Annotated in this window: 14 protein-coding genes and 1 tRNA gene; 6 read left to right on the top strand and 9 right to left on the bottom strand. The window is 32.7% G+C overall.

Going from position 1 to position 24,283, the window contains the following annotated elements; genetic code table 11:
* Window positions 1–45: 45 nt before the first annotated feature.
* The 8 genes from ES044_RS04635 to ES044_RS04600 all read right to left on the bottom strand — a co-directional run bounded on the left by ES044_RS04635 (window position 46) and on the right by ES044_RS04600 (window position 11,908).
* Entirely contained in the window at window positions 46–1,638 is a 1,593-nt protein-coding gene (locus tag ES044_RS04635; RefSeq protein ID WP_147118093.1) for an NADP-dependent glyceraldehyde-3-phosphate dehydrogenase, read from the bottom strand.
* Window positions 1,639–1,817: 179 nt separating this feature from the next.
* Complete coding sequence (gene ilvA, locus ES044_RS04630; RefSeq protein WP_147118094.1) at window positions 1,818–3,080, bottom strand: threonine ammonia-lyase IlvA; 1,263 nt, start codon at window positions 3,078–3,080, stop codon at window positions 1,818–1,820.
* Window positions 3,081–3,198: 118 nt separating this feature from the next.
* Entirely contained in the window at window positions 3,199–4,674 is a 1,476-nt protein-coding gene (gene ilvC, locus ES044_RS04625; RefSeq protein WP_147118095.1) for a ketol-acid reductoisomerase, read from the bottom strand.
* 102 nt (window positions 4,675–4,776) lie between these two features.
* On the bottom strand, window positions 4,777–5,307 hold the full coding sequence (gene ilvN, locus ES044_RS04620) for an acetolactate synthase small subunit (protein WP_147118096.1): 531 nt from the start codon (window positions 5,305–5,307) through the stop codon (window positions 4,777–4,779).
* 114 nt (window positions 5,308–5,421) lie between these two features.
* A complete protein-coding gene (gene ilvB / locus ES044_RS04615) occupies window positions 5,422–7,155 on the bottom strand; it encodes a biosynthetic-type acetolactate synthase large subunit (RefSeq protein ID WP_147118097.1) in 1,734 nt (577 codons plus the stop codon).
* A 119-nt stretch (window positions 7,156–7,274) separates the two neighbouring features.
* Window positions 7,275–8,951, bottom strand: coding sequence for a dihydroxy-acid dehydratase (gene ilvD, locus ES044_RS04610; RefSeq protein ID WP_147118098.1), 1,677 nt, complete (start codon window positions 8,949–8,951; stop codon window positions 7,275–7,277).
* A gap of 583 nt (window positions 8,952–9,534) precedes the next feature.
* Window positions 9,535–10,656: a 3-isopropylmalate dehydrogenase gene (gene leuB, locus ES044_RS04605; protein ID WP_147118099.1), complete on the bottom strand. Its 1,122-nt coding sequence runs from the start codon at window positions 10,654–10,656 to the stop codon at window positions 9,535–9,537.
* Window positions 10,657–10,732: 76 nt separating this feature from the next.
* Entirely contained in the window at window positions 10,733–11,908 is a 1,176-nt protein-coding gene (locus tag ES044_RS04600) for a 2-isopropylmalate synthase (RefSeq protein ID WP_147118137.1), read from the bottom strand.
* A gap of 131 nt (window positions 11,909–12,039) precedes the next feature.
* Here ES044_RS04600 and ES044_RS04595 point away from each other — a divergent pair, with 131 nt between their 5' ends.
* The 5 genes from ES044_RS04595 (at window position 12,040) to thrC (ending at window position 19,846) form a co-directional block, all read left to right on the top strand.
* Window positions 12,040–13,605 carry a hypothetical protein gene (locus ES044_RS04595; RefSeq protein WP_147118100.1) on the top strand — a complete coding sequence of 522 codons (1,566 nt, stop codon included), beginning with the start codon at window positions 12,040–12,042 and terminating at the stop codon, window positions 13,603–13,605.
* Window positions 13,606–13,682: 77 nt separating this feature from the next.
* On the top strand, window positions 13,683–13,913 hold the full coding sequence (locus tag ES044_RS04590; RefSeq protein WP_147118101.1) for a hypothetical protein: 231 nt from the start codon (window positions 13,683–13,685) through the stop codon (window positions 13,911–13,913).
* Between the two features lie 668 nt (window positions 13,914–14,581).
* A complete protein-coding gene (gene thrA / locus ES044_RS04585) occupies window positions 14,582–17,017 on the top strand; it encodes a bifunctional aspartate kinase/homoserine dehydrogenase I (protein ID WP_147186924.1) in 2,436 nt (811 codons plus the stop codon).
* Between the two features lie 77 nt (window positions 17,018–17,094).
* The gene (locus ES044_RS04580) at window positions 17,095–18,024 is read left to right on the top strand and encodes a homoserine kinase (protein WP_147118103.1); all 930 of its coding nucleotides are present in this window, start codon (window positions 17,095–17,097) and stop codon (window positions 18,022–18,024) included.
* Window positions 18,025–18,562: 538 nt separating this feature from the next.
* Window positions 18,563–19,846, top strand: a complete 1,284-nt coding sequence (gene thrC / locus ES044_RS04575) for a threonine synthase (RefSeq protein WP_147118104.1) — start codon at window positions 18,563–18,565, stop codon at window positions 19,844–19,846.
* 780 nt (window positions 19,847–20,626) lie between these two features.
* On the opposite strand, the gene ES044_RS04570 is transcribed toward thrC, so the two are convergent.
* Window positions 20,627–20,698: transfer RNA gene (locus ES044_RS04570), tRNA-Gln, on the bottom strand.
* 171 nt (window positions 20,699–20,869) lie between these two features.
* Between ES044_RS04570 and ES044_RS04565 the strand changes: the two genes are divergently transcribed.
* Window positions 20,870–24,022 (top strand): DUF2723 domain-containing protein, encoded by a 3,153-nt coding sequence (locus ES044_RS04565; RefSeq protein WP_147118105.1) that lies wholly within the window; start codon window positions 20,870–20,872, stop codon window positions 24,020–24,022.
* Window positions 24,023–24,283 lie beyond the last annotated feature (261 nt).

Below are 24,283 nucleotides of genomic sequence, written 5' to 3'. Positions count from 1 at the left end.
TTTAAAATTCTGATGTTTTTTTTAATTGCCTCAATTGGTAAATGACTATAAAATATAATCTGTACTAATAAAATTAGACGACTTTTTATCTAACAATTCTTGCAAAATGGCATTATTATAAGCGGTATCTTTAGACGCTAAAAAAGTTCTAATTGAAAATGAACGCAACGCGTCATGAACACTCAAAGTAGCAACAGCAGAATCTTTTCTTCCTGTAAAAGGATATACATCTGGCCCACGTTGGCAAGAACTATTTAAATTAACCCTACATACTAAATTTACTAAAGTATCTATTAAGGGTGCTAAAGTTTTTACCTCACTACCAAAAACACTTACTTGCTGGCCGTAATTAGAAGCTGCCATGTCATCTAAAGGCTCTTGAATATTTTTAAAAGAAACAATAGGTATTACGGGACCAAATTGTTCTTCGTCAAAAACTCTAGAATCTTTTGAAACAGGATATAAGACTGCCGGAAAAATATAGTTTTCTGTAGTTTCTCCTCCTTTTTTATTAATTATTTTCGCCCCTTTATCAGTGGCATCATCAATTAACTCTTGAATATATGCCGGCTTTCCTGGCTCTGGTAAAGGCGTTAATGTTACACCACTTTCCCAAGGATTCCCGAGCTTTAACCCATCTACTTTTTCTGCAAAGCGCTTGTTAAACTCCGCTACAATCTCTTCATGCACATAGACTATTTTTAGCGCTGTACATCGCTGACCATTAAAAGAGGTTGTCCCTGCAATACACTCATCAATCGCCAAATCTAAATCTGCATCTGGCAAAACGATTGCTGGGTTTTTAGCCTCTAAACCTAAAACTAATCGCAATCTATTTTTCTGCGGATGGTTTGCCTGAATCGCATTTGCCGATTTACTATTTCCTATCAATGCTAAAACATCTACCAAACCGGTTTTCATTATTGGTGTAGCCAAGGTTCTTCCTCTACCATAAATAATATTTACAACGCCAGCAGGAAAACTATTTTGAAATGCTTCTAATAATGGAGATAGCAACAAAACACCATGCTTTGCAGGTTTAAAAATGACCGTATTTCCCATGATTAAAGCAGGAATTAACAGGGCAAAAGTTTCGTTTAAAGGATAATTATAAGGACCTAAACACAAAACAATCCCTAACGGACCTCTTCTAATGTGTGCATGAACTCCGCTGTTCTTTTCGAACTTTGCAGAATTTCTATCCATTTGTTTATAATCCTCTATCGTGTCGTAGATATAATCTACTGTTCTATCAAATTCTTTTTCTGAATCTGGTAAGGCTTTTCCAATTTCCCACATTAACAGCTTTACAATTTCTGTCCTTTTGGTTTTCATTTGAACCACAAATTTCTCCATGGCTGCAATTCTACCCTCTACTTTCATAGTTGGCCATAAGCCTTGCCCTCTGCCATAGGCTTTCGAAGACGCATTTAAAGCTTCTATAGCTTCATCTTCGGTTAAATCTGGCACTGTACCTAACAAGGTTGGCTTGTAATCTTCTGTTGATGAAATTGTTGAATACACGGCTGCATTTGCACCTTTCCATTCTTTCAGCTCACCACCAATTAAATATGTATTTTGGTTGACAAGCGAAGTGATTTTATACTCATCGGGTATTTCTTTAAAAGTACTTTTCATAAATTGGATTTAAAAAATTATATAAAAATAGAGAACTAATAAATTATTAATCATCGCATTATGTGACATCAAATTTAACTATAAATAATTGTCTATACATTTTAGTTTGCCCGCAAAGGTGAAATTTATTTCGAATATAAATAGAGCCAATTATTTAGTTTCGCTCCACTCAATTATAATTACACCAAAAGCTGCAACAAATCTGGCTTATTATTTAAATAATCTCCATAAAAATTTCTTTCTTTCATTTTAAGAATGATTGGCTCTAAATCTGACGATAATTTCAGCTCTAAACCAACAATAGCAGAACCATTTGCCCTGTTATTTTTCTTTGTATACTCGAAATATGTAATATCGTCATTAGGGCCTAAAATTTCTGCTACAAATTCTTTTAAAGCTCCGGCTCTTTGTGGAAATTTCACAATGAAATAGTGCTTTAAATTTGCATACAATAATGCTCTTTCCTTAATTTCTGCGGTTCTTGTAATATCGTTATTACTGCCACTAACAATACAAACTACATTTTTTCCTTTTATTTCATCCGCAAAATAATCTAAAGCAGCAATACTTAAAGCGCCTGCGGGCTCTACTACAATGGCGTCTTTATTATATAGGTCTAAAATTATCTGACATATTTTCCCTTCAGGAACCGTAATCATGTCGTGCAATTTTTGCTGGCAAATAGCAAAATTTAAATCACCAACTCTTTTTACTGCTGCGCCATCTACAAAAGAATCAATTGTATCTAAAGCAATAATTTCTTTATTTTTTATGGATGTTAACATTGATGGAGCACCTTCTGGCTCCACCCCAATAATTTTTGTTTCTGGTGATAATTCTTTGAAAACACCACACAAACCAGCTGATAAACCTCCACCACCAATTGCAACAAAAACATAATCTATTTTTTCGGTTGATTGCTCTACTATTTCTAAACCAACCGTTGCTTGCCCTTCAATTACCTTTTTATCATTAAAAGGATGAATAAAGGTTTTATCTTTTGAATCGCATTCTAGCTTTGCAGCGTTAAAGGCATCATCAAAAGTATCCCCTTCTATTACTATTTCAATGAAATCTTCACCAAACATTTTTACTTGGTTTATTTTCTGGTTTGGTGTTGGAGAAGGCATAAAAATAGTGCCTTTTATTCGTAATAGTTTACAAGACAATGCTACTCCTTGTGCATGATTTCCTGCACTAGCGCACACAATTCCTCTTTGTTTTTCATCCGAAGTTAAAGAAGACATCTTATTATAAGCTCCTCTAATTTTATAAGAACGTACAACTTGCAAATCTTCTCTTTTAAATAAAATAGTAGCATCAAACTGTTTAGAAAGATTGCTATTTTTATTCAAAGGTGTTTTATAAGCAACTCCTTCTAATTTTTTGGCGGCTGCCTTTATATTTTCTAAACTAGGGAAATAAATTTCTGTTGTTTGCATTGCTCAACTATAAAAATAAAACCTGTCAGCAATTAATAACTGACAGGTTTTTATAAATTAAAAATTAACTATACTTAAATTAGGTTTCGACTGCGCGCAACCATAAAATCGTAAAAAATTACGCAGATTTTATCACTTTCATAGCGGTCATAGATGCTCTTAATTTTGCGCCTACAATCTCTACTGGATGATTTCTAATAATGGCATTAATTCGAATTAATTCTTTATTATCAACATCATTAGAATCTGTAAATTTCTTACCGATTACATCAGTAGAAACTGTTTGCATAAAATCGGTTAATAAAGGTTTACACGCATGATCAAATAAATAACAACCATATTCTGCTGTATCCGAAATTACACGATTCATTTCTGCCAATTTCATTCTTGCAATTGTATTTGCAATTAACGGTGTTTCGTGTAAAGACTCATAATAAGCCGATGCATCTATAATTCCGGATTCTGTCATTGACTCAAAAGCAAGTTCTACACCCGCTCTAACAAAAGCAACCAATAAAGTTCCGTGATCAAAATATTCTTGTTCAGAAATTTCTTGATTGGTCACTTGTTGTTTTTCAAAAGCTGTCTCTCCAGTTGCAGCTCTCCATGTTAATAGATTTTTATCATCATTTGCCCAATCTTCCATCATGGTTTTTGAGAAATGACCTGTCATTATATCATCCATGTGTTTTTGAAACAACGGACGCATAATGTCTTTTAATTCTTCTGATATTTCAAAGGCTTTTACTTTAGCAGGATTAGACAACCTGTCCATCATGTTTGTAATTCCTCCGTGCTTTAAAGCTTCTGTAACGGTTTCCCAACCATACTGAATTAACTTTGCAGCATAACCCGCTTCAATTCCTTCCGCAACCATTTTATCATAAGATAAAATAGCACCTGTTTGCAACAAACCACATAAAATGGTTTGTTCTCCCATTAAATCAGACTTTACTTCAGCTATAAAAGAAGAAGCTAAAACACCTGCTTTATGACCTCCTGTTCCAACAGCGTATGCTTTTGCCTGCGCCCAACCTTTATTTTCTGGATCATTTTCTGGATGCACAGCTATTAAAGTTGGCACTCCAAATCCTCTTTTAAATTCTTCACGAACTTCAGAACCTGGGCATTTTGGTGCCACCATAATTACTGTTAAATCTTCACGAACTTTAGTCCCTTCTTCCACAATATTAAAACCATGAGAATACGATAATGTTGCCCCTTTTTTCATTAGTGGCATTATGGTATTCACAACATTGGTATGCTGCTTATCTGGAGTTAAATTTAACACTAAATCTGCCGTAGGAATTAATTCTTTATAGGTGCCCACTGTAAACCCGTTTGAACTCGCATTTACAAAAGAAGCTCTTTTTTGATCAATAGCTGCCTGTCTTAAAGTGTACGAAATATCCAATCCAGAATCTCTCATGTTCAAACCTTGGTTTAAACCTTGTGCCCCACAACCTACAATAACAATTTTCTTCCCTTTTAATGCCGTTACGCCGTCTTCAAATTCTGAAGCGTCCATAAATCGACATTTTCCTAATTGTTCTAATTTTTCTCTTAATGTTAATGTGTTGAAATAATTTGACATTGTTGTTTATTTTTGCGTGTTGATTGTTGATTGTTGATTCTAGAAAAAAAATTAAGGTGTATCTCTCACCTACTCTATCTTATCTTTTTTCTTACTCTATTTTTAGTTGTTATATGCTTCTAGTAAAGCCGATATTTTCATTTCTTCTTTGGTAACTGAAATATGTCCTGAACGCGTATACTGCATAATACCAAAAACGCTTAATTGATTATATAATTGGACTATCTCTTCTTTTCTACCCGATTTTTCTAGCACAAAAAAAGCTGTATTTACCGTAACAATTCTTGCGTGACTGTCTTTAATAATATTCTGAATTTGGGGCTCTTCAAACAACAATTCAGATTTTATTTTAAAAAGACCAGAAACTTGATAAATTGTTTCCTCTTCATTATGAAAATAAGCTTTAATTACCTCCACTTGCTTCTCGATCTGACCAATAATTTTTTTAACATTTACCTCTGTCATCTTTACAACTATGGTAAATTTGGCAACACCTTCAATTTCTGAAGGCGAGATGTTTAAACTTTCAATATTGATATGCCTTCTCTGGAAAATTGCTGAAATTCTGTTCAACAATCCAATATTGTTTTCAGTATACACTGATATCGTATATAGATTTTTTTCTGTACTCATATTTTAAAAGCTATTAGAGGAAAGATGTTAGAAAATAGACATTTATTATTTTTATTTTTCTAAAACCCTTACTCTTTGTTCTTCACTCTTACTCTCTTTTCTTTTATGTAAATTTTATTCTAATCGTATTTGTGAAACACTTGCTCCAGAAGGAACCATTGGAAACACATTACCTTCTTTTTCTACACAAACTTCTAAAAAATAAGCTTCTTTACTTTCCATCATTTCCTTAACGGCACCTGCTAATTCTTCTCGTTTTGTCACTTTTTTTGCTTTGATGTAATACCCTTCTGCAATGGCCACAAAATTAGGATTTACCATTTCTGTGGATGCATATCGTTTTTCAAAAAACAACTGTTGCCATTGACGCACCATTCCTAAAAAGTCGTTATTTAAAACGACAATTTTAACTGCCGCTTTTTGTTGAAAAATAGTCCCTAATTCTTGGATGGTCATTTGATAACCCCCATCACCAGAAATTGAAACGACTTCTCGTTCTGGAGCTGCCATTTTTGCACCAATTGCTGCTGGTAACCCGAAACCCATAGTTCCTAATCCGCCAGAAGTAATATTACTTTTCGTTTTATTAAATTCTGCATATCTACACGCAATCATTTGATGTTGACCAACATCTGTAACAATTGCAGCATCGCCTTTACTTTGAATATTAATTTCCTTAATCACTTCACCCATTGTTAACCCTTCTTTCGTTGGATGGAGATCCCCTTTGATTACTTTTTCATATTCAATTTCATATAAATCTTTAAATTGCTGATGCCATTCTGGATGAGAATTCTCATTAATTAGTGGTAAAATAGCTGCTAAAGTTGCTTTTGCATCCCCTAAAACCGCCACATCTGTTTTTACATTTTTATCTACTTCTGCAGGATCAATTTCAAAATGAATCACTTTTGCTTGGGTCGCATATTCCTCTAATTTCCCTGTAACTCGATCATCAAAACGCATTCCGATGGCAATTAAAACATCACATTGGTTTGTTAAAACATTGGGCGCATAATTTCCATGCATGCCCAACATACCAACATTTAATGGATGTGAGGTCGGCAAAGCAGAAGCCCCTAAAATTGTCCAAGCAGCAGGAATTCCCGCTTTTTCTACCAACGCTTTAAATTGTTCTTCAGCTTGACTTAAAACAATTCCTTGACCCCAAACTATGAGTGGTTTTTTTGCAGCATTAATTAATTTTGCCGCAGCTTCTAAAGTACCCGCTACTGTTTTCGGAATCGGAACATAACTTCTTATTTTCGTGCATTTTTCGTATGAAAAATCAAATTCTTCAAACTGTGCATCTTTTGTAATATCTACTAAAACGGGCCCTGGTCTTCCGCTTTTTGCAATATAAAACGCTTTTGCTAAAGCAATTGGAATATCTGCCGCTCTGGTAACTTGACAGTTCCATTTTGTAACCGGTGTAGAAATACCTACAATATCAGTTTCCTGAAACGCATCACTTCCTAATAAATGAGATGCAACTTGCCCAGTAATACACACCATTGGTGTTGAGTCTATTTGAGCATCTGCAATACCCGTAATTAAATTGGTTGCTCCTGGACCTGAAGTTGCGATTGCCACACCCACTTTTCCAGAAATTCTTGCAAAACCCTGTGCAGCGTGTGTTGCACCTTGCTCATGACGCGCTAAAACATGGTGAATTTTATCTTGATATTTGTATAGTTCATCATACACTGGCATAATTGCTCCGCCAGGATATCCATAAATTATTTTTACATCTTCAGCTATTAAGCATCTAACAATAGCCTCGCTACCAGAAATTCTCTCGGTAACTTTTGTTACTATTTCTTTCTTTGTTATGGTTTGAGTTTCCATATTTCCTGTTTTGAGATGAAAGAATAGAGAAAATAGAATAAAGACGTTTCCATCTTTCCTCTTATCTCTTTTTTCTTGTTTCTTATTTCTTTTATCTTGTTTCTTAATTCTTTTAAAACCTACGCGTCAGTAATACACCCTTTTGAAGCAGATGCAACCATTTTTGCATATTTGTATAAAATTCCTTTTGTGTGCTTTAATGCTGGGGCAACCCATTGTGATTTTCTTTCTGCAATTTCTTCATCAGAAATTAAAACGTTTATAGAATTATCTTCTGCACTAATTCTTATGGTATCACCTGTTTTTAAAATTCCAATAGTTCCTCCGGATTGTGCTTCTGGTGTAATATGACCGACAACAAAACCGTGAGTTCCTCCAGAAAAACGCCCATCAGTAATTAAAGCGACAGATTTCCCTAAACCTGCGCCCATAATTAGCGAAGTTGGTTTCAGCATTTCTGGCATTCCTGGTCCTCCTTTTGGGCCAACATATCTAATGACAACGACATCTCCTCTTTCTACTTCTCCGTTTGCAATTCCTGTATTTGCTGCTTGCTCACCGTCATAAACCACCGCTTTTCCTTCAAAAAGCAATCCTTCGTTTCCAGATATTTTTGCAACAGCTCCTTCAGTTGCAAGGTTTCCGTAAATTATCTGAATATTTCCTGACGATTTTAATGCTTTATCCTTTGGGTAAATTACATCTTGATCTTCAAATTCCATTGCTTCAACATTTTCTAAATTTTCTGCTAATGTTTTTCCTGTAACGGTTAAACAATCTCCATGCAAATACCCTTCTTGTAATAAATATTTCATGATTGCTGGTGTACCTCCAACGCCATGCACATCTTCCATTAAGTATTTTCCTGATGGTTTTAAATCTGCAATTAATGGCGTTCTATCAGAAACTCTCTGAAAATCTTCTAACGTAAATTCGATATCTGCTGCATGCGCAATTGCTAAAAAGTGCAACACTGCATTTGTAGATCCGCCTAAAGCATTTACCAGAGCAATGGCATTTTCTAAAGATTTTTTAGAAATAATATCTAAAGGCTTTAAATCTAATTCTAATAGATTTTTTATTGCCAAAGCGGTTCTTTCTGCTTCGGATAATTTATTAGGGTTTTCTGCTGGGATTGAAGAATTATACGGCAATGCAAAACCCATACATTCTATAGCAGAAGCCATAGTGTTTGCGGTGTACATGCCACCACAAGCACCTGCACCAGGAATTGCTCTTTTAATAATTTCTCTATATTCTTCTTCATCAATTTCTCCTGACATTTTTTGCCCTAAAGCTTCAAATGCAGAAACAATATTTAATTTTTTTCCTTTGTAACTTCCTGAGGCCGTTGAGCCACCATACATCATGATCGCTGGGCGATTTAAGCGCAACATTGCAATTACAGATCCTGGCATATTTTTATCACAACCAACAATTGCAATTACTGCATCATAACTTTGTGCATTCATAACGGTTTCTATAGAATCTGCTATGATATCTCTAGAAACTAACGAATAATTCATACCAGAAGTTCCCATAGAAATTCCGTCTGAAACCCCAATGGTATTAAACCCTAAACCAACGACACCTGCAATATTACATTCCACTTTTACCTCTTCTTTCAAATTATTTAAGTGCATGTTACAAGGATTGCCGTCATAACCTGTACTTGCTATACCAACTTGCGCCTTGCTCATATCTTCATCTGTCAAACCAACTGCGTACAGCATTGCTTGAGATGCTGGTTGAGATTCGTCTTGCGTTAACCTTTTGCTGTGTCTATTTAATTCCATGTACAGTTTTCTTCTATTCTTTGTCTAAATTACTCTTTATCTTGATTTTTGTGACACAAAACACCATACAGTTCTTTAAATTCAGGTCTTAAAATGTATACTTAACTTATTTACTTTCAGTTTTTTAAGTATATAAAATTATGATATTCAATTTTTGAAATAAAGTCATAAAAAAACCTTCTTTTTTAAGGAAGGTTGTATTTGTTGTTTATTAAACTATAAAATCACGTAAAGTTTTTTGAAGATTGTAAAATTTTTACGGTTGCCGAACGTGAATTTTTGCGATTTAACAAGCCTTTACTTTCTGTTTATTGGTGAAAGTTCGCAAACAAGTTTAGCCCAGATTGAATGGCCTGTTTGAGCTCTTTTTTATGTTTTAATATTAGGTATCTCTTTTTACAATAAGATTACCTGTGGATAATTAGAAGATGTTATTTCTATTTCACATAAAAAAAGCGAGTAATGAAAGCTGGAAATAGCTTCAAAAAAAAAACTCATTTCAGCTAACAAAATTGATAAATAATTTTAGAACAAACTCTTTATGAAACGTGTGTTTTCCTTTACTTATTTACGGTTCTTTTTTTTAAATAATAGTACTCTGCCCCATATGAATATTCTGAAAATTCATATTGCTATCGTCTTGATTTTTAATATAATCTGCAATAAAATCTCCTACTTTTGATGTGGAAGCAGAAAATTGTGTTTTGCGTTTAATATCTTTTGTCGTAATCCCTAAAGTAATTGATTTTTCTACTGCTCTTTCAATAGCATCGGCTTCTTCATGCAACCCTAAATGCTCTAGCATCATGGCCGCAGATAAAATAGACGCTAACGGATTTGCAATGTCTTTACCTTTTGCTTCTGGATAAGAACCGTGAATAGGCTCAAACATTGCGTTTTCATCGCCAATAGATGACGATGCTAACAAACCTATAGAACCACAAATTGCACTTGCTTCATCAGAAATAATATCTCCAAAAAGATTTTCGGTTAAGATGACATCAAACTGTTTCGGATTTAAGATCAACTTCATGGCCGCATTATCTACAAACAAATAATCTAACTTAATATCTTTATATTCTTTAGCGATTTCTGTAACTGTTTTTCTCCACAAACGTGAAGTTTCTAACACATTAGATTTGTCTACTAAAGTTACTTTTTTCTTTCTGTTTTGAGCTGCTTTAAACGCTAAATGTGTTATTCTAGAAATTTGAGCAACGGTGTACGAACTTACATCAAAAGCAGATTGTTGATCTTTACTCAATTCTTTTTTGCCGAAATAAATTCCGCCAGTTAATTCTCTAAAAATAACGAAATCTGTTCCTTTTATCACTTCTCTTTTTAGAGGAGAATTTGAAATTAAATTATCATACGCCTTTACAGGTCTTACATTGCAGTATAAATCTAACTCTTTTCGCAAACGAAACAAACCTTGTTCTGGGCGCACTTTCGCACTCGGGTTATTGTCATATTTTGGATCACCAATAGCACCAAATAAAATAGCATCTGCTTTTCTACATATTTTTACAGTTTCATCTGGCAAAGGATCGCCTGCAATCTCCATAGCACAAGCTCCTAACTGCGCTTCTTTATACAAAAAAATATGATCGTAAGCCTCTGCTACTGCATCTAAAGCTTTTTTTGCTTGATCTGTAACTTCGGGGCCGATACCATCTCCAGGAATAACTGCAATTGTATATTTCATGTGTTCAAATTCTTACTATTTATGCTGACCAATATTAGTTAAATTACCGATAAACACAAAATTTATCAGCTGTTATTTAAGCAACTATTATTTTAGAAGTTCTATTCACTTTTTCCATAATTATATGGATGTCTTCATCTTTCACTTCTTTTTGTTTATCCGCGGTTTCTAAAAAGCACTCGTAAGCGGTATCTAGTTGAAGTTTAGTCAATTCATAGCCTATTTTTTTTGCTCTGTATGCTAGTGCTGCCCTGCCACTTCTTGCGGTTAAGACAATCGCACTTTCGGTAACCCCAACCTCTTCAGGATCCATAATTTCATAGGTTTCTCTATTTTTTATAACGCCATCTTGGTGAATTCCTGAACTATGAGCAAAAGCATTCGCACCTACAATTGCCTTGTTAGGTTGCACCGGCATGCCCATACTTTCCCGAACTAAAATACTTGTATCGTATAATAATTTAGTGTTAATGCTGGTTTCTAAATTTAAATAGGGATGTTGTTTTAAAATCATTACCACTTCTTCTAGCGCAGTATTTCCTGCACGTTCTCCGATTCCGTTAATTGTACATTCTATTTGACGTGCACCATTAATTACACCGGCAATTGAATTTGCGGTTGCCATGCCTAAATCGTTATGACAATGGCATGATAAAATCACATTTTCGATTCCTTTTACGTTCTCACGTAAGTACCTCATTTTTGCGCCATATTCTTCTGGTAAACAATACCCGGTGGTATCCGGAATATTTAAAACAGTTGCACCTGCTTTAATCACTTCTTCGCAAACTCTTGCTAAAAATTCATTGTCGGTTCTACCGGCATCTTCTGCATAGAACTCAACATCTTCTACAAAAGTTTTTGAATACGCAACGGCCCTTACCGCTCTTTCTATTACCTTTTCTCTTGTAGAATTAAATTTGAATTTAATATGAGAATCGCTTGTACCAATCCCTGTATGAATTCTTGGATATTTAGCATACTTTAACGCTTCTGCAGCAACTTTTATATCATTCTCAACAGCTCTTGTTAAACCACAGACCGTAGCATTTTTTACAATTTTACCAATTTCTGAAACAGAGGTAAAATCTCCAGGACTAGAAACAGGAAAACCCGCTTCGATTACGTTTACGCCCAGTAAATCTAACCTTTCTGCAATTACTAATTTCTGTTTTGTGTCTAATTTACAGCCAGGAACTTGTTCGCCGTCTCTTAAGGTTGTATCAAAAATTTGTACTTTGTTGTCTTGCATCATAATGAAAAGATTATCTTTAATGTGAATCAAATTTATAAATAACATCTTCAATTCTTATGAATTTAACGACCTTTGCACGATTTCTAGCTTCACATTAAAAAATTTAATTATATAATTATCAAGTACTTATGAGTAAAATTGTTACATTAGCCAGTCAACAAAATGATGCTCTTTTTGTTTTAATTAAGTCTTTAACTAAGTCAGAAAAGAGACAATTTAATTTATATGTAGGTAGATTAGGTGGTAATATTGATGCAAAATTCTTCTCTCTTTTTAAATTTTTAGAGAAATTAAAGACCTACGATGAAAAAGTTATTATTAAAAGTGGTATTGTTTCAAAACAGCAATTATCAAACTTAAAAGCACATTTATACAAACAGATTTTAATTAGTCTTCGTTTAAATCCTGCCCACAAAAATATCAGAATTCAAATTCGAGAACAATTAGATTTTGCCACTGTTTTGTATCAAAAAGGTTTGTATAAACAGAGTTTAAAATTGTTAGATAAAGCGAAAAATTTAGCATTAGAAAATGAAGAAAAAAACATTGCTTACGAAATTGTTGAACTCGAAAAAGTAATTGAAACACAATATATTACAAGAAGTTTAAGCAATAGAGCAGATCAGCTTTCGGTGCAAGCTAAAACATTAAGTCAGCAAAATGTTATTGCGAGCAAACTCTCTAATTTATCATTACAATTGTATAGTCATTTGCTACAAAATGGGTATGTGAAAAATAACGAAGAACTAGAATTTATCAATGTTTATTTTAATGCTCGATTACCCGAATATAATTTTGAAGATTTGGGTTTTAGAGAAAAATTATGGTTGTATAAATCGTATTTATGGTTTAGTTTTCTAACGCAGAATTTTTTACAGAGTTACAAATACGCTACTAAATGGGTAGATTTATTTAAAGAAGATAAAAAGCACATTTCTCAACATCCGGTTTTCTATTTAAAAGGAAAAAATTATTTATTAGAAGCTTCGTTTTTTGTACAAAAAACAACCACTTTTAAAAGAGAATTACTTTTGTTTGAAGAAGAAATTGAGCAAAATATTATTCCGTTAAATACCAATACCGAGCTGCTAATTTTTCAGTATTTGTATGCGAATAAGCTTCATTTACATTTTTTAGAAGCCTCATTTTCTGAAGGTGAGTATTTGGTTGAAATCATCAATCAAAAAATTGAAAAATATAAAAATAGGCTAGACCATCATTATATTGTAATGCTGTATTACAAAATTGCCTGTTTGTATTTCGGAATGGGTAAAAACGAAATTTGTATCGAATATTTACAAAAGATTATCAAATCTAAAAACTTAAGTTCCGCAGAAGATTTACAATGTTTTGCGAGGGTTTTAAACTTAATAGCGCATTATGAATGTGGTTTGGATTATGATTTAGAAAGACAGTTTTTAGACACCTATAAGTTCCTTTTAAAAATGGAGAATTTACAAGAAGTACAGAAAGTGTTTCTAACTTCTATTAGAGATTTGAGTGATGTTTTTCCGAGTGAAATAAAAAATGAGTTTAAGAAAATACACAAGAAATTAAAAAAGTTTGAAAATCATCCTTATGAAAAAAGAGCTTTTTTATATTTAGATATTTTATCTTGGTTAGAAAGCAAGATTCAAAACAAACCCATCGCTTTAATTATTAAAGAAAAAATGAATAACAATGGTAAAAAATAGATATCTAGTTTCTGTGACATAAGGTTTTTAAATACTTTAGTAATTTTTATTATATTTGTTTAAAACAATACTGTGTTATGGATTTAGTGTACAGAAAATATAAATTTATGGAGCAATTTATGAAAATTGCCAGTATTGAAAAGATAGAAAAATTAGAGCTTTTTTTAAAAGAAGAAATTCTTGAAGAAGAAATTCCTAACGATTTAAAAAAGGTTTTAGATAAAGGATTGCAGCAAATCAATGAAGGAAAAACGAATTCTACTGAAGAAGTGATAAATAGCGTTAGAAATAAATACAACCTTGTTTAATAAGAATTAAATGGATTGGTTTAGCTACTGAATCTGTTGAAGATGAAATCGAATTTATAATAGAAAAATGGGATACAAAAGAAGCATTAAATTTTTCAGTTTTGGTTGAAGAATTTCTAATTTTACCGCAACAAAATCCATATTTAGGGAAACATCAGATTATAAAGGGCACAGACAATTTGTATGATCAACACAGACAAAAATTTGGTATCAAGTTGATGAAAAAACAGATTCAATTTTTATTGTCTTCTTTTGGAATGATAAAAAACGCCCGATAAATTTAAAGAAGTATCTAAAATAAACATATCTCTTTAATTATTAAAGAAAAAATAAATAATAGCACAAAAAAATAAATATTATTATATTTTGTTTACTTTATTTTACGAACATCGCATTAATTGAAGAATAGTTCAAAATAATTCTTATTAAAATTTATCAAAATAAATAATATTTCTACATTTACAAAGTGAATTTGACAAAAAAAAATACAAAAACTACGTTAACCACTTCTGTGGTTTGTTTGTATGCTCGTCAAATTATTCGCACTACGACCACAACAACCCTTTAGGGGTTTTCTTATATTCATATAATTTCAGGTTATCTCTTGTTTTGAACAACATCAAAACGAACTCACAACAATTTAGTTACATCAATAACGATCATTCAGAATGAAAGTATTAAAATTTGGAGGCTCATCAGTAGCCAATTCAGAAAACATAAAAAAGGTTTTAGCAATTATTGAAAACGCATCAAAAGAAGATAAAGTTGCCATTATTGTTTCTGCTTTCGGCAAAACCACAGACCAACTATTATCAGCTTCGCATAAAGCTTTAGAAGACATTACCCTTTCTAAAGAAATTTTAGAAACGATAAAAGAACTACATTTTAATGTAATTGATGCTTTAATCACCCAAAACAAAGAAGAAGTTCTTAAAGAAGTTCACATTTTATTTAATCGATTAGAATCTATTTATGAAGGCGTTTTCTTGTTACAAGAATTGTCTGATAAAACCCTAGCCAAAGTTTCTAGTTTTGGCGAAAGACTTTCTTCTTTTATCATTGCTAATGCTGCAAAAGAAACGTTAGATGCAACGCATGGAGAAAGTAGCGACCTTATCTTTACAAACGATAATTACTTAAATGCACAAGTAAATTTTAAAATTACCAATAAGAATATTATTGATTTTTTTGATAAGAACAAACATCAGATTACTGTTTTAGGGGGCTTTATTTCTTCTAATAATATCGAAATAACTACATTGGGTAGAGGTGGTTCAGATTTTTCTGCTGCTATTTATGCTGCTGCTTTACAGGTTGATGAATTACAAATCTGGACCGATGTTAGTGGCATGTTTACAGCAAACCCTAGAGTTGTAAAACAAGCTTTTCCTATTAACGAAATTTCTTATGAAGAAGCCATGGAATTGTCACATTTTGGGGCAAAAGTGCTATATCCACCAACCATACAACCTGCTTTAAGACAAGAAATTCCGATTCGAATTAAAAATACGTTTGACCCCGAAAGTCTTGGAACTTTAATTTGTAAAAATCCGAAGAATAGTAATGGTGTAAAAGGAATTTCTCATATCGAAGATATTAGCTTAATTACGCTAGAAGGTGGAGGAATGATCGGAATTCCTGGGTTTTCGAAACGTTTATTTGAAACACTTTCTCAACAATTTATAAACGTTGTTTTTATAACACAAGCATCTTCTGAACACTCCATTTGCGTGGGCGTTTATGAAAATGATGCCCAAAAAGCCAAAGAACTTTTAGACGAAACTTTTAGCATAGAAATAGACAGAAAAAGAATTAAACCTATTAGCATCGAAAAAGAGCTTGCAATTATTGCCGTTGTAGGAGAAAGCATGAAAAACCATCAAGGTTTAAGCGGACAAATGTTTAGCGCTTTGGGAAGAAACAACGTGAATGTAAGAGCCATTGCCCAAGGTTCATCAGAAAAAAATATCTCGGCGGTCATCAATAAAAAGGATGCAAAAAAAGCCTTAAATACGTTACACGAACAATTTTTTGAAGAACGAATAAAACAATTAAACTTATTTGTAACAGGTGTTGGTAATGTTGGCGAACGCTTTTTGGCACAATTGCAGCAACAGAAAAAATTCTTAAAAGAAAACTTAAAACTTAATATTAGAGTTATCGGAATTGCAAATTCGAGAAAAATGTTTTTTGATAACAATGGTATCAACCTAAAAAACTGGAAAGAAAGTCTAGAAAATGGAGAACCAACAACGCTGGAAAGTTTCTACAAAAAAGTAAAAAAATGCAATCATAGAAATAGCGTTTTTATAGACAATACTGCAAATCAGCGAGTTTCTGAAGTGTATGAACAATATTTACGTGAAAGTATTTCTGTGGTAACCTGTAATAAAATTGCTTGTGCTTCTAATTTCGAGAATTATAAAACCTTAAAAGAAGTTTCAAGAAAATACAATGCTTCTTTTCTTTTTGAAACGTATGTTGGTGCAGGTTTGCCAATTATAGACACGCTTAAAAACTTGATTAACTCTGGAGATAGAGTTCATAAAATTCAGGCAGTTTTATCTGGCAGTTTAAACTTTGTTTTTAATAACTATAATGAACAAGCCACGTTTCATGATGTCGTTGCTCAAGCACAAAAAGAAGGTTTTACAGAACCAGACCCAAAAATTGATTTAAGTGGGGTCGATGTTGCTCGGAAAATTTTAATTTTAGCTAGAGAGAGTGGCTATAAATTGGAACTAGAAGACATTGAAAACAATTCTTTTTTACCAAAAGAAACATTAGCAACCGAAAATAACACTGAATTTTATACATCTTTAACCAAACATGAAAATCATTTTCAAAATCTCTATAAAAAAGCAGATGATAAAGCGTGTCGTTTAAAATATGTTGCCGAATTTGCAAACGGCAAAGCAAATGTTGGTTTGCAGCACATTGCTTCAGACCATCCCTTTTACAATTTAGACGGAAGTGATAATATTGTGTTATTTTTCACGGAGAGATATCCTGAAAACCCCTTAATTATAAAAGGTGCTGGTGCTGGGGCAGATGTAACTGCTTCTGGTATTTTTGCGGATGTAATAAGAATTGCTAATAAATAGTTATGGGTTGCTTGTTGTTGGTTTATGGTTCTCATCTGAACTAAAAACGAAAAACTACAAACCACAAACCAAAATAAATGGATTATTTAAAAATATTTTCTCCTGCAACTGTTGCCAATGTTTCTTGCGGATTTGACTCGTTGGGTTTTGCCGTAGATGCGGTTGGTGATGAAATGACTTTTACAAAAACAGCAGAAAAAGGCGTAAAAATAATGAAAATTACTGGTGCAGCTTTAACGTATAATGTTGATAAAAATGCAGCAAGTGCTGTTGTGAAAAAAATGTTATTAAAAGCCAATGCCGATTTTGGATTAGCATTAACAATTCACAAAGGTTTTACTCCTGGAAGTGGTTTAGGAAGTTCTGCTGCAAGTGCTGCCGGCGCTGCTTTTGGCGTAAATCAATTTTTAGAAAATAAATATTCTGAATTAGAACTTACCAAATTCGCTATGTTTGGCGAAGAAATTGCTTGTGGTTCTGCGATTGCTGATAATGTTGCTGCCGCAATTTATGGTGGTTTTGTTTTAGTAAGAAGTTACGAACCTCTAGAAATTATAAAATTACCCGTACCAAGTGCATTAAGAGTTGTGGCAATTCATCCGCAAATAGAAGTGAAAACAAAAGATGCTCGAGAAGTTTTACCAGCAGAAATTCCGTTAAAAGACGCCGTTATTCAATGGGCAAATGTGGGTGGTTTAATTAGCGGTTTATACACCGATAATTATAATTTAATTAGCAATTCTTTAGTCGATATTATTGTAGAGCCGTATCGTAAAAAGTTAATTCCTTTTTTTGATATTGTAAAAACAAGTGCCATTAGTGCTGGTGCCTTGGGCGCTGGAATTTCTGGTTCTGGACCCACAATTTTTGCGCTTTGTAAGGGTGATGAAATTGCCAATAATGTCTACAAAGCCATTGATGAAAGTTATAAAAATACCGGAATTAAGTTTGAAATGTTTATTTCGAAAGTAAATTCTAAAGGAATGAAAATTATTGAACGTACATAAAAAACATCTCGATACAAATTTGATTGAAAAAATCAAATTCACTCGATGTGACAGCCGTCTTTGTAAGTTCTAGTAATAATACCAGAATTAAATTTGAAATGTTTATTTCGAAAGTGAATTCTAAAGGAATGAAAATTATTGAACGTACATAAAAAACATCTCGATACAAATTTGATTGAAAAAATCAAATTCACTCGATGTGACAGCGTCTTTGTAAGTTCTAGTAATAATACCAAAATTAAATTTGAAATGTTTATTTCGAAAGTGAATTCTAAAGGAATGAAAATTATTGAACGTACATAAAAAACATCTCGATACAAATTTGATTGAAAAAATCAAATTCACTCGATGTGACAGCGTCTTTGTAAGTTCTAGTAACAATACCAGAATTAAATTTGAAATGTTTATTTCGAAAGTGAATTCTAAAGGAATGAAAATATTATAATTGCTTTAAGCCTTAAGCTATAGGCTTTATGCAAAACCATTAATACTCACGCTTAAAGCATACAGCCTAAAGCATAGAGCAAAATTTAAAACAATGAACTACTACAGTTTACACCATAAATCACCAAATACAACTTTTAAAAACGCTGTTATTCAAGGGCTTGCGAAAGATAGAGGAATCTATTTTCCAGAAAAAATTACACCACTTTCAAAAGAGTTTATTGAAAATATTGCTGATTATTCAAATCATGAAATTGCTTACAAAGCAATTAAGCAGTTTGTAGGTGATGAAATTCCGACAGCTAAACTAAAAGAAATTATTGCAGAAACAGTTTGTTTTGATTTTCCTTTGGTACAGGTTGATGCTAACATTGCTTCTTTAGAATTATTTCATGGCCCTACCATGGCTTTTAAAGATGTTGGCGCTAAATTCATGGCGAAATGTTTGGAATATTTTAATCGAGATAATGAGAAAGAAATTACGGTTTTAGTAGCAACCTCTGGCGATACTGGTGGCGCAGTTGCCAATGGTTTTTTAGGTGCAAAAGGCGTAAATGTGGTTATTTTATATCCGTCAGGAAAAGTAAGCGATGTACAAGAAAAACAACTCACCACTTTAGGGCAAAATATTACGGCTTTGGAAGTTGATGGGGTTTTTGATGATTGCCAAGAAATGGTGAAAACTGCTTTTTTAGATGAAGAAATTACCAAAACTTTAACCTCTGCGAATTCTATAAATGTTGCTCGTTGGTTGCCACAAATGTTCTATTTTTTCTTTGCCTATAAAGAATTAAAGTCACTAAATAAAGAATTGGTGTTTTCTGTTCCTAGTGGTAATTTTGGTAATATTTGTGCCGGAATGATGGCGCAAAAATTAGGCTTACCAATTAAACATTTTGTAGCTTCTACGAATGTAAATGATACAGTTCCTAATTATTTAATTGATGGTATTTACAAACCAAAACCATCAAAAGCAACTATTTCTAATGCGATGGATGTTGGAAACCCTAGTAATTTTATCAGAATTCAACAATTATTTAACAATGATTTAGAAGCTTTAAAAAGATCTTTTTCTTCGTATAGTTTTACGGATGATGAAACTCGAGAAACCATGAAGGAAATATACGATTCGTCTGGTTATGTTGCAGAACCGCATGGCGCCGTTGGTTATTTAGGTTTAAAAAAATATGGTTTACAAGAAAACGAATTTGGCGTGTTTTTAGAAACTGCACATCCTGTAAAGTTTTTAGATGTTGTTGAAAGTACGTTGCCTGTAAAAGTTGCAATTCCTGAACAAATTCAGAAAGTTATCAATAACAAGAAAGTTGCTATTAAGGCAAGTTCTTACGAAGATTTAAAAGCATTTTTGATGAAGTAGTTTCAGCTTTCTTAAATGCTATACATAAAAAATGAGGAGAAACCTGTTTTAGGATTTCTCCTCTTAAAAAAATTGAATTTGCTAAAACTCTTCCGGTTTTAAATAAAACTGAATGACCCATAGTTTGCATTGAGCGTTTTAGGATGAAGAACGCAATGAAAACAGAAAGCCACTTCCATAAATTAGGGGATACTGCAATAAAAAAATAGTTCTTTCTGATTCTTCAAAAGAAATTATTTTCAGCACCAATCGTACCGACTAAAAATATCCAAAATTTCGTAATTTTAAAAAAACTAAACTAGTTTCGAAATAAAGTAGTTGGCTTTTTAGACAATCAATCTATTTTTTGGAGTATCTCTGTTTAAAAAGAATTAGGAGCATTCAGAAAACTTTTTACTCACTGCATTTATGTCTAAACAAATACTCGAACTCCTTGTTAAATTTATGCCGGCTATCATTTTAAACAAATCTTAAAAGCGTTGTTTTTAAAAGCGAATTACAGCCAAACCGATCTAGCCCAATACTTAAACAGCAATAAAAAACTAATAATCAATAATTTATCTATGTTTTTTTGTGCCTAAAATTGTATTTTGAACACTATTCCATAAATAATGATTTTTTAATTAAATCCAATTTAAACGCACTAAAAAGCAACTTTAAGCGAAATAAGAGAACTTTTTTATAAAAGATGAAAACGAAAAGAAATAAACACAATTACCGCATCAAAAAAAGACTTAAAAAGCAAAAAGCTTATAATCAAATGATTATAAGCTTTTAAAGTTGGCCTACAAGGACTCGAACCTTGAATGTCGGTACCAAAAACCGGTGTGTTACCAATTACACCATAGGCCACTGTGTTTCTGCGGGTGCAAATTTAGTGCATTCTTTTATATTCACAAACATTTTTTTACAATTTTTATCTTTAACAAAGTTTTGTGAGGTATTCTTTCGTCAGAAAAAAACCAAGAGCTTACTTTTATTCATATTTATTAGTAAATTCGCCCACAGATTATTAAGGAACTTATGACAGCAGGAAACTTTAAAAAATGGAACATCATTTTAGGATGGATGACATTTGTAATAGCCCTAATTACCTATACATTAACACTCGAACCAACGGTTAGTTCTTGGGATGTAGGCGAATACATAGCAACATCCGTAAAACTAGAAGTTGGGCATCCGCCAGGAGCACCTCTCTTTCAAATGTTAGGCGCATTTTTTGCCATGTTTTCTACAGACATTAGTGAAATTGCGAAAATGGTGAACTTTATGTCTGCCTTAGCAAGCGCATTTACCATTCTTTTTATGTTTTGGACTATTAGTAACTTGGCCATCAAACTGTCTGCAAAAACAGGAAACATCTCTAAAGGAAAACGTATTGCCGTTTTAGGGAGTAGTTTGGTAGGTGCATTAACCTATACTTTTTCTGATAGTTTTTGGTTTAGTGCTGTAGAAGGAGAAGTGTACGCCATGTCTTCTTTCTTAATGGCTTTATTATTTTGGCTAGGTTTACGATGGGAAAACGAAATTTATACAGCAAGAGGCAACAAATGGTTAGTTTTAATCAGTTTTGTCGTTGGCTTGTCTTTTGGCGTTCACATTTTATCTTTATTGGTGATTCCTGCCATTGTAATGCTGTATTTCTTTAAAACCTATAAAAACATCAATATAAAAACAACAGCAATTGCGACTGTAATTTCTGTATTTGTCTTAATCTTAGTCTTTAAATTTATATTCCCGTTTACCTTAAAATTCTTTAGTGCTTCTGAGTTATTTTTTATCAACTCTATTGGATTGCCTTATAATTCTGGGAGTATTATTGCTGCTATTATTTTAGTTGTATTGTTCTATTTTGGATTAAATTACACAAGAAAAAAGAAAAACTTAACGGCAAATACATTAATTCTTTCGCTATTATTTATAATGATTGGCTTTTCTTCTTGGATGATGTTGCCCATAAGAGCCAATGCAAATACCACTATTAACGAAAACAACCCCTCTAGTGCACGAGAATTATTAGCGTATTATGAACGAGAACAGTATGGCGATGCCAATGTTTTTTATGACACCTATTATTCTAACACCCACAGTAGAGAGCAAGATGCAAAAAACCCTACTAAAGATGATAAACCCAAATATGAACAGATAGATGGTAAATATGTAATTGTAAATACTTACAAAGATGTTTTGCCAAATTGGTCTGACAAACATAAAGGCTTTATACCAAGAATGGTAAATCCTGCTTCAGAAAAAATGTACAAATCTATTGCTGGTATTCCGGCAAATAGCAAACGTAGACCAACTTTTGCAGAGAACATCAAGTTTATGATGAGCTATCAGTTTGGGTACATGTATGGGCGTTATTTTATGTGGAATTTTGTTGGCCGTCAGAACGATATTCAAGGGAATTTAGATATTTTTAATGGCAATTGGTTAAGTGGTATTGATGTTGTTGATGAGGCAAGATTAGGCTCTCAAGACAAATTACCTTGGCAAGTATTGCTCAATAAAGGACGAAACACTTATTATTTTCTTCCTTTACTATTAGGATTAATAGGACTATTCTTTCAGATAAAATGGGATAAGAAAAACTTCTTTACCTTATTCCTGTTTTTTGCGTTCACTGGCTTTGCCATCATTTTCTATACAAACCCAAAACCTTTTGAACCAAGAGAGCGTGATTATGCTGTTGTGGGTAGTTTCTACATATTTGCTATTTGGGTTGGTTTTGGCGTTCTTGCACTTTACGAATATTTAAAACATTTAGGATCTAGAAAAAAAATAGCCGTTATAATTACATTAACTTGTTTAGTGGCAGTGCCCTCTTTAATGGCCTTTGAAAACTGGGACGATCATGACAGATCTAACAGATATACAACTCGTTTAAACGCACAAGCATATCTAGAAAGCTGCGACCAAAATGCAATTATGTTTACGATTGGCGATAATGACACGTTTCCACTTTGGTATATGCAAGAAGTAGAAGGTATTAGAACGGATATTAAACTGATAAATACAAGTCTTTTTCAGACAGATTGGTACATCGATCAAATGAAGCGTGCAACCTATGAAGCTGCTCCTATTCCGTCTCAACTAACACATGAAGAATACAAATACGGCACTTTAGATGTTGCCTATTATTTTCAAGAATTATTTCCTCAATTAAAAGATTCTGTTCTTGATTTAGATAATTTTATGAAATGGATCCGAAGTGATAGCAAACGTACTTTTTACGATTTAGATGATGACGGGAATCCAGAAAAAATATTACCTACCAACAAAATTAGAATTCCTGTAAACAAAGAAAATGTTTTAAAATACGGAATTGTAGCGCAAAAAGATGCAGATAAAATTGTGCCTTATATAGATATTACCATAGATAGAGCGCTTGGTAAAAACACTATTTTAATGTTAGATATATTAAATAATTTTGAATGGAAACGTCCTATATACTTTACAGGTGGCTCTAATGCTGACAGCGAATATATTTGGTTGAAAGATTATTTACAATTAGATGGTGTTGCTTTTAAACTGGTACCTATTAAAACACCCACTAAAATTTATGATAAAAACGGTCAACTACAACGTGAGTTAAGCTTGTTCGATTTAGGCAGAATTGATCCAGAGAAAATGTATAAAAATGTTAAAAAGTGGGATTGGAGAAATATTAATGATGGTAAAATTTATTTAGATGAACAAACCAAACGGAATTCAATTTCTTTACGAAATAGTCTAATGCGTTTATCTAATGCTTTTGCAGAAGAAGGAGACACCTTAAAAGCCATTGAAGTACTAGATTTATCTCTAGACAAATTAGCTATTGAAGATTTTGATCATTACAGCCTGTCTATGGAATACCCAGAAATGTATTACCAACTTGGCGAGCAAGGCAAAGCGAGGGCAACTGCTGAAGATCTAATACGTTTATTTAAAGAGAAACTAGTTTGGTTCAGTACGTTTCCTGCGGATGAGTTTGATCTTGTTTTTGAAGAATTCGATATGACCTTTAGATATTTATACCGAGGTATTTTAGATCAGGTAAGACAGTATGACCTTGATGAAACTTTTGTTAGAGAACTAGAAAATGAATTTAATGAAACTTTAAATTTATTTCAACATATTATTCCTCAAGAAGAGGAAATAGATCCTACAGAATTAGATCTCTTGAAAAAATAAAGTACAACTGCAAATATTAAAACGTCAAATATAATGATGAGAATTTTCTCGAAATTATATTTGACGTTTTTCTTTGCTTACAAATACTAGAAAAGTAGCGCTCATAAAAGCTTAAAAAATAGTTTAAAATAAAAATCCCTTTCTACAGGTATTGAAGCCTTTTTAAATTGTTTCTTAACTCCATTATAAATCTATTTTGAAATGAACAACATCCTGAAGTAAAACCATCGAAGTGACAAAAAAAAAGATTCACAAACAAAT

Source organism: Polaribacter sp. IC066 (assembly GCF_007997085.1).
In the GTDB taxonomy this organism is placed as follows: Bacteria; Bacteroidota; Bacteroidia; order Flavobacteriales; family Flavobacteriaceae; genus Polaribacter.
This window is presented reverse-complemented; position numbering and strand designations above follow the sequence as displayed.

Excerpts from the sequence above, each read along its gene's own strand:
- ES044_RS04635 (WP_147118093.1), bottom strand. The coding sequence starts at position 1,638 with ATGAAAAGTACTTTTAAAGAAATACCCGATGAGTATAAAATCACTTCG.
- ilvA (WP_147118094.1), bottom strand. The coding sequence starts at position 3,080 with ATGCAAACAACAGAAATTTATTTCCCTAGTTTAGAAAATATAAAGGCA.
- ilvC (WP_147118095.1), bottom strand. The coding sequence starts at position 4,674 with ATGTCAAATTATTTCAACACATTAACATTAAGAGAAAAATTAGAACAA.
- ilvN (WP_147118096.1), bottom strand. The coding sequence starts at position 5,307 with ATGAGTACAGAAAAAAATCTATATACGATATCAGTGTATACTGAAAAC.
- ilvB (WP_147118097.1), bottom strand. The coding sequence starts at position 7,155 with ATGGAAACTCAAACCATAACAAAGAAAGAAATAGTAACAAAAGTTACC.
- ilvD (WP_147118098.1), bottom strand. The coding sequence starts at position 8,951 with ATGGAATTAAATAGACACAGCAAAAGGTTAACGCAAGACGAATCTCAA.
- leuB (WP_147118099.1), bottom strand. The coding sequence starts at position 10,656 with ATGAAATATACAATTGCAGTTATTCCTGGAGATGGTATCGGCCCCGAA.
- ES044_RS04600 (WP_147118137.1), bottom strand. The coding sequence starts at position 11,908 with ATGCAAGACAACAAAGTACAAATTTTTGATACAACCTTAAGAGACGGC.
- ES044_RS04595 (WP_147118100.1), top strand. The coding sequence starts at position 12,040 with ATGAGTAAAATTGTTACATTAGCCAGTCAACAAAATGATGCTCTTTTT.
- ES044_RS04590 (WP_147118101.1), top strand. The coding sequence starts at position 13,683 with ATGGATTTAGTGTACAGAAAATATAAATTTATGGAGCAATTTATGAAA.
- thrA (WP_147186924.1), top strand. The coding sequence starts at position 14,582 with ATGAAAGTATTAAAATTTGGAGGCTCATCAGTAGCCAATTCAGAAAAC.
- ES044_RS04580 (WP_147118103.1), top strand. The coding sequence starts at position 17,095 with ATGGATTATTTAAAAATATTTTCTCCTGCAACTGTTGCCAATGTTTCT.
- thrC (WP_147118104.1), top strand. The coding sequence starts at position 18,563 with ATGAACTACTACAGTTTACACCATAAATCACCAAATACAACTTTTAAA.
- ES044_RS04565 (WP_147118105.1), top strand. The coding sequence starts at position 20,870 with ATGACAGCAGGAAACTTTAAAAAATGGAACATCATTTTAGGATGGATG.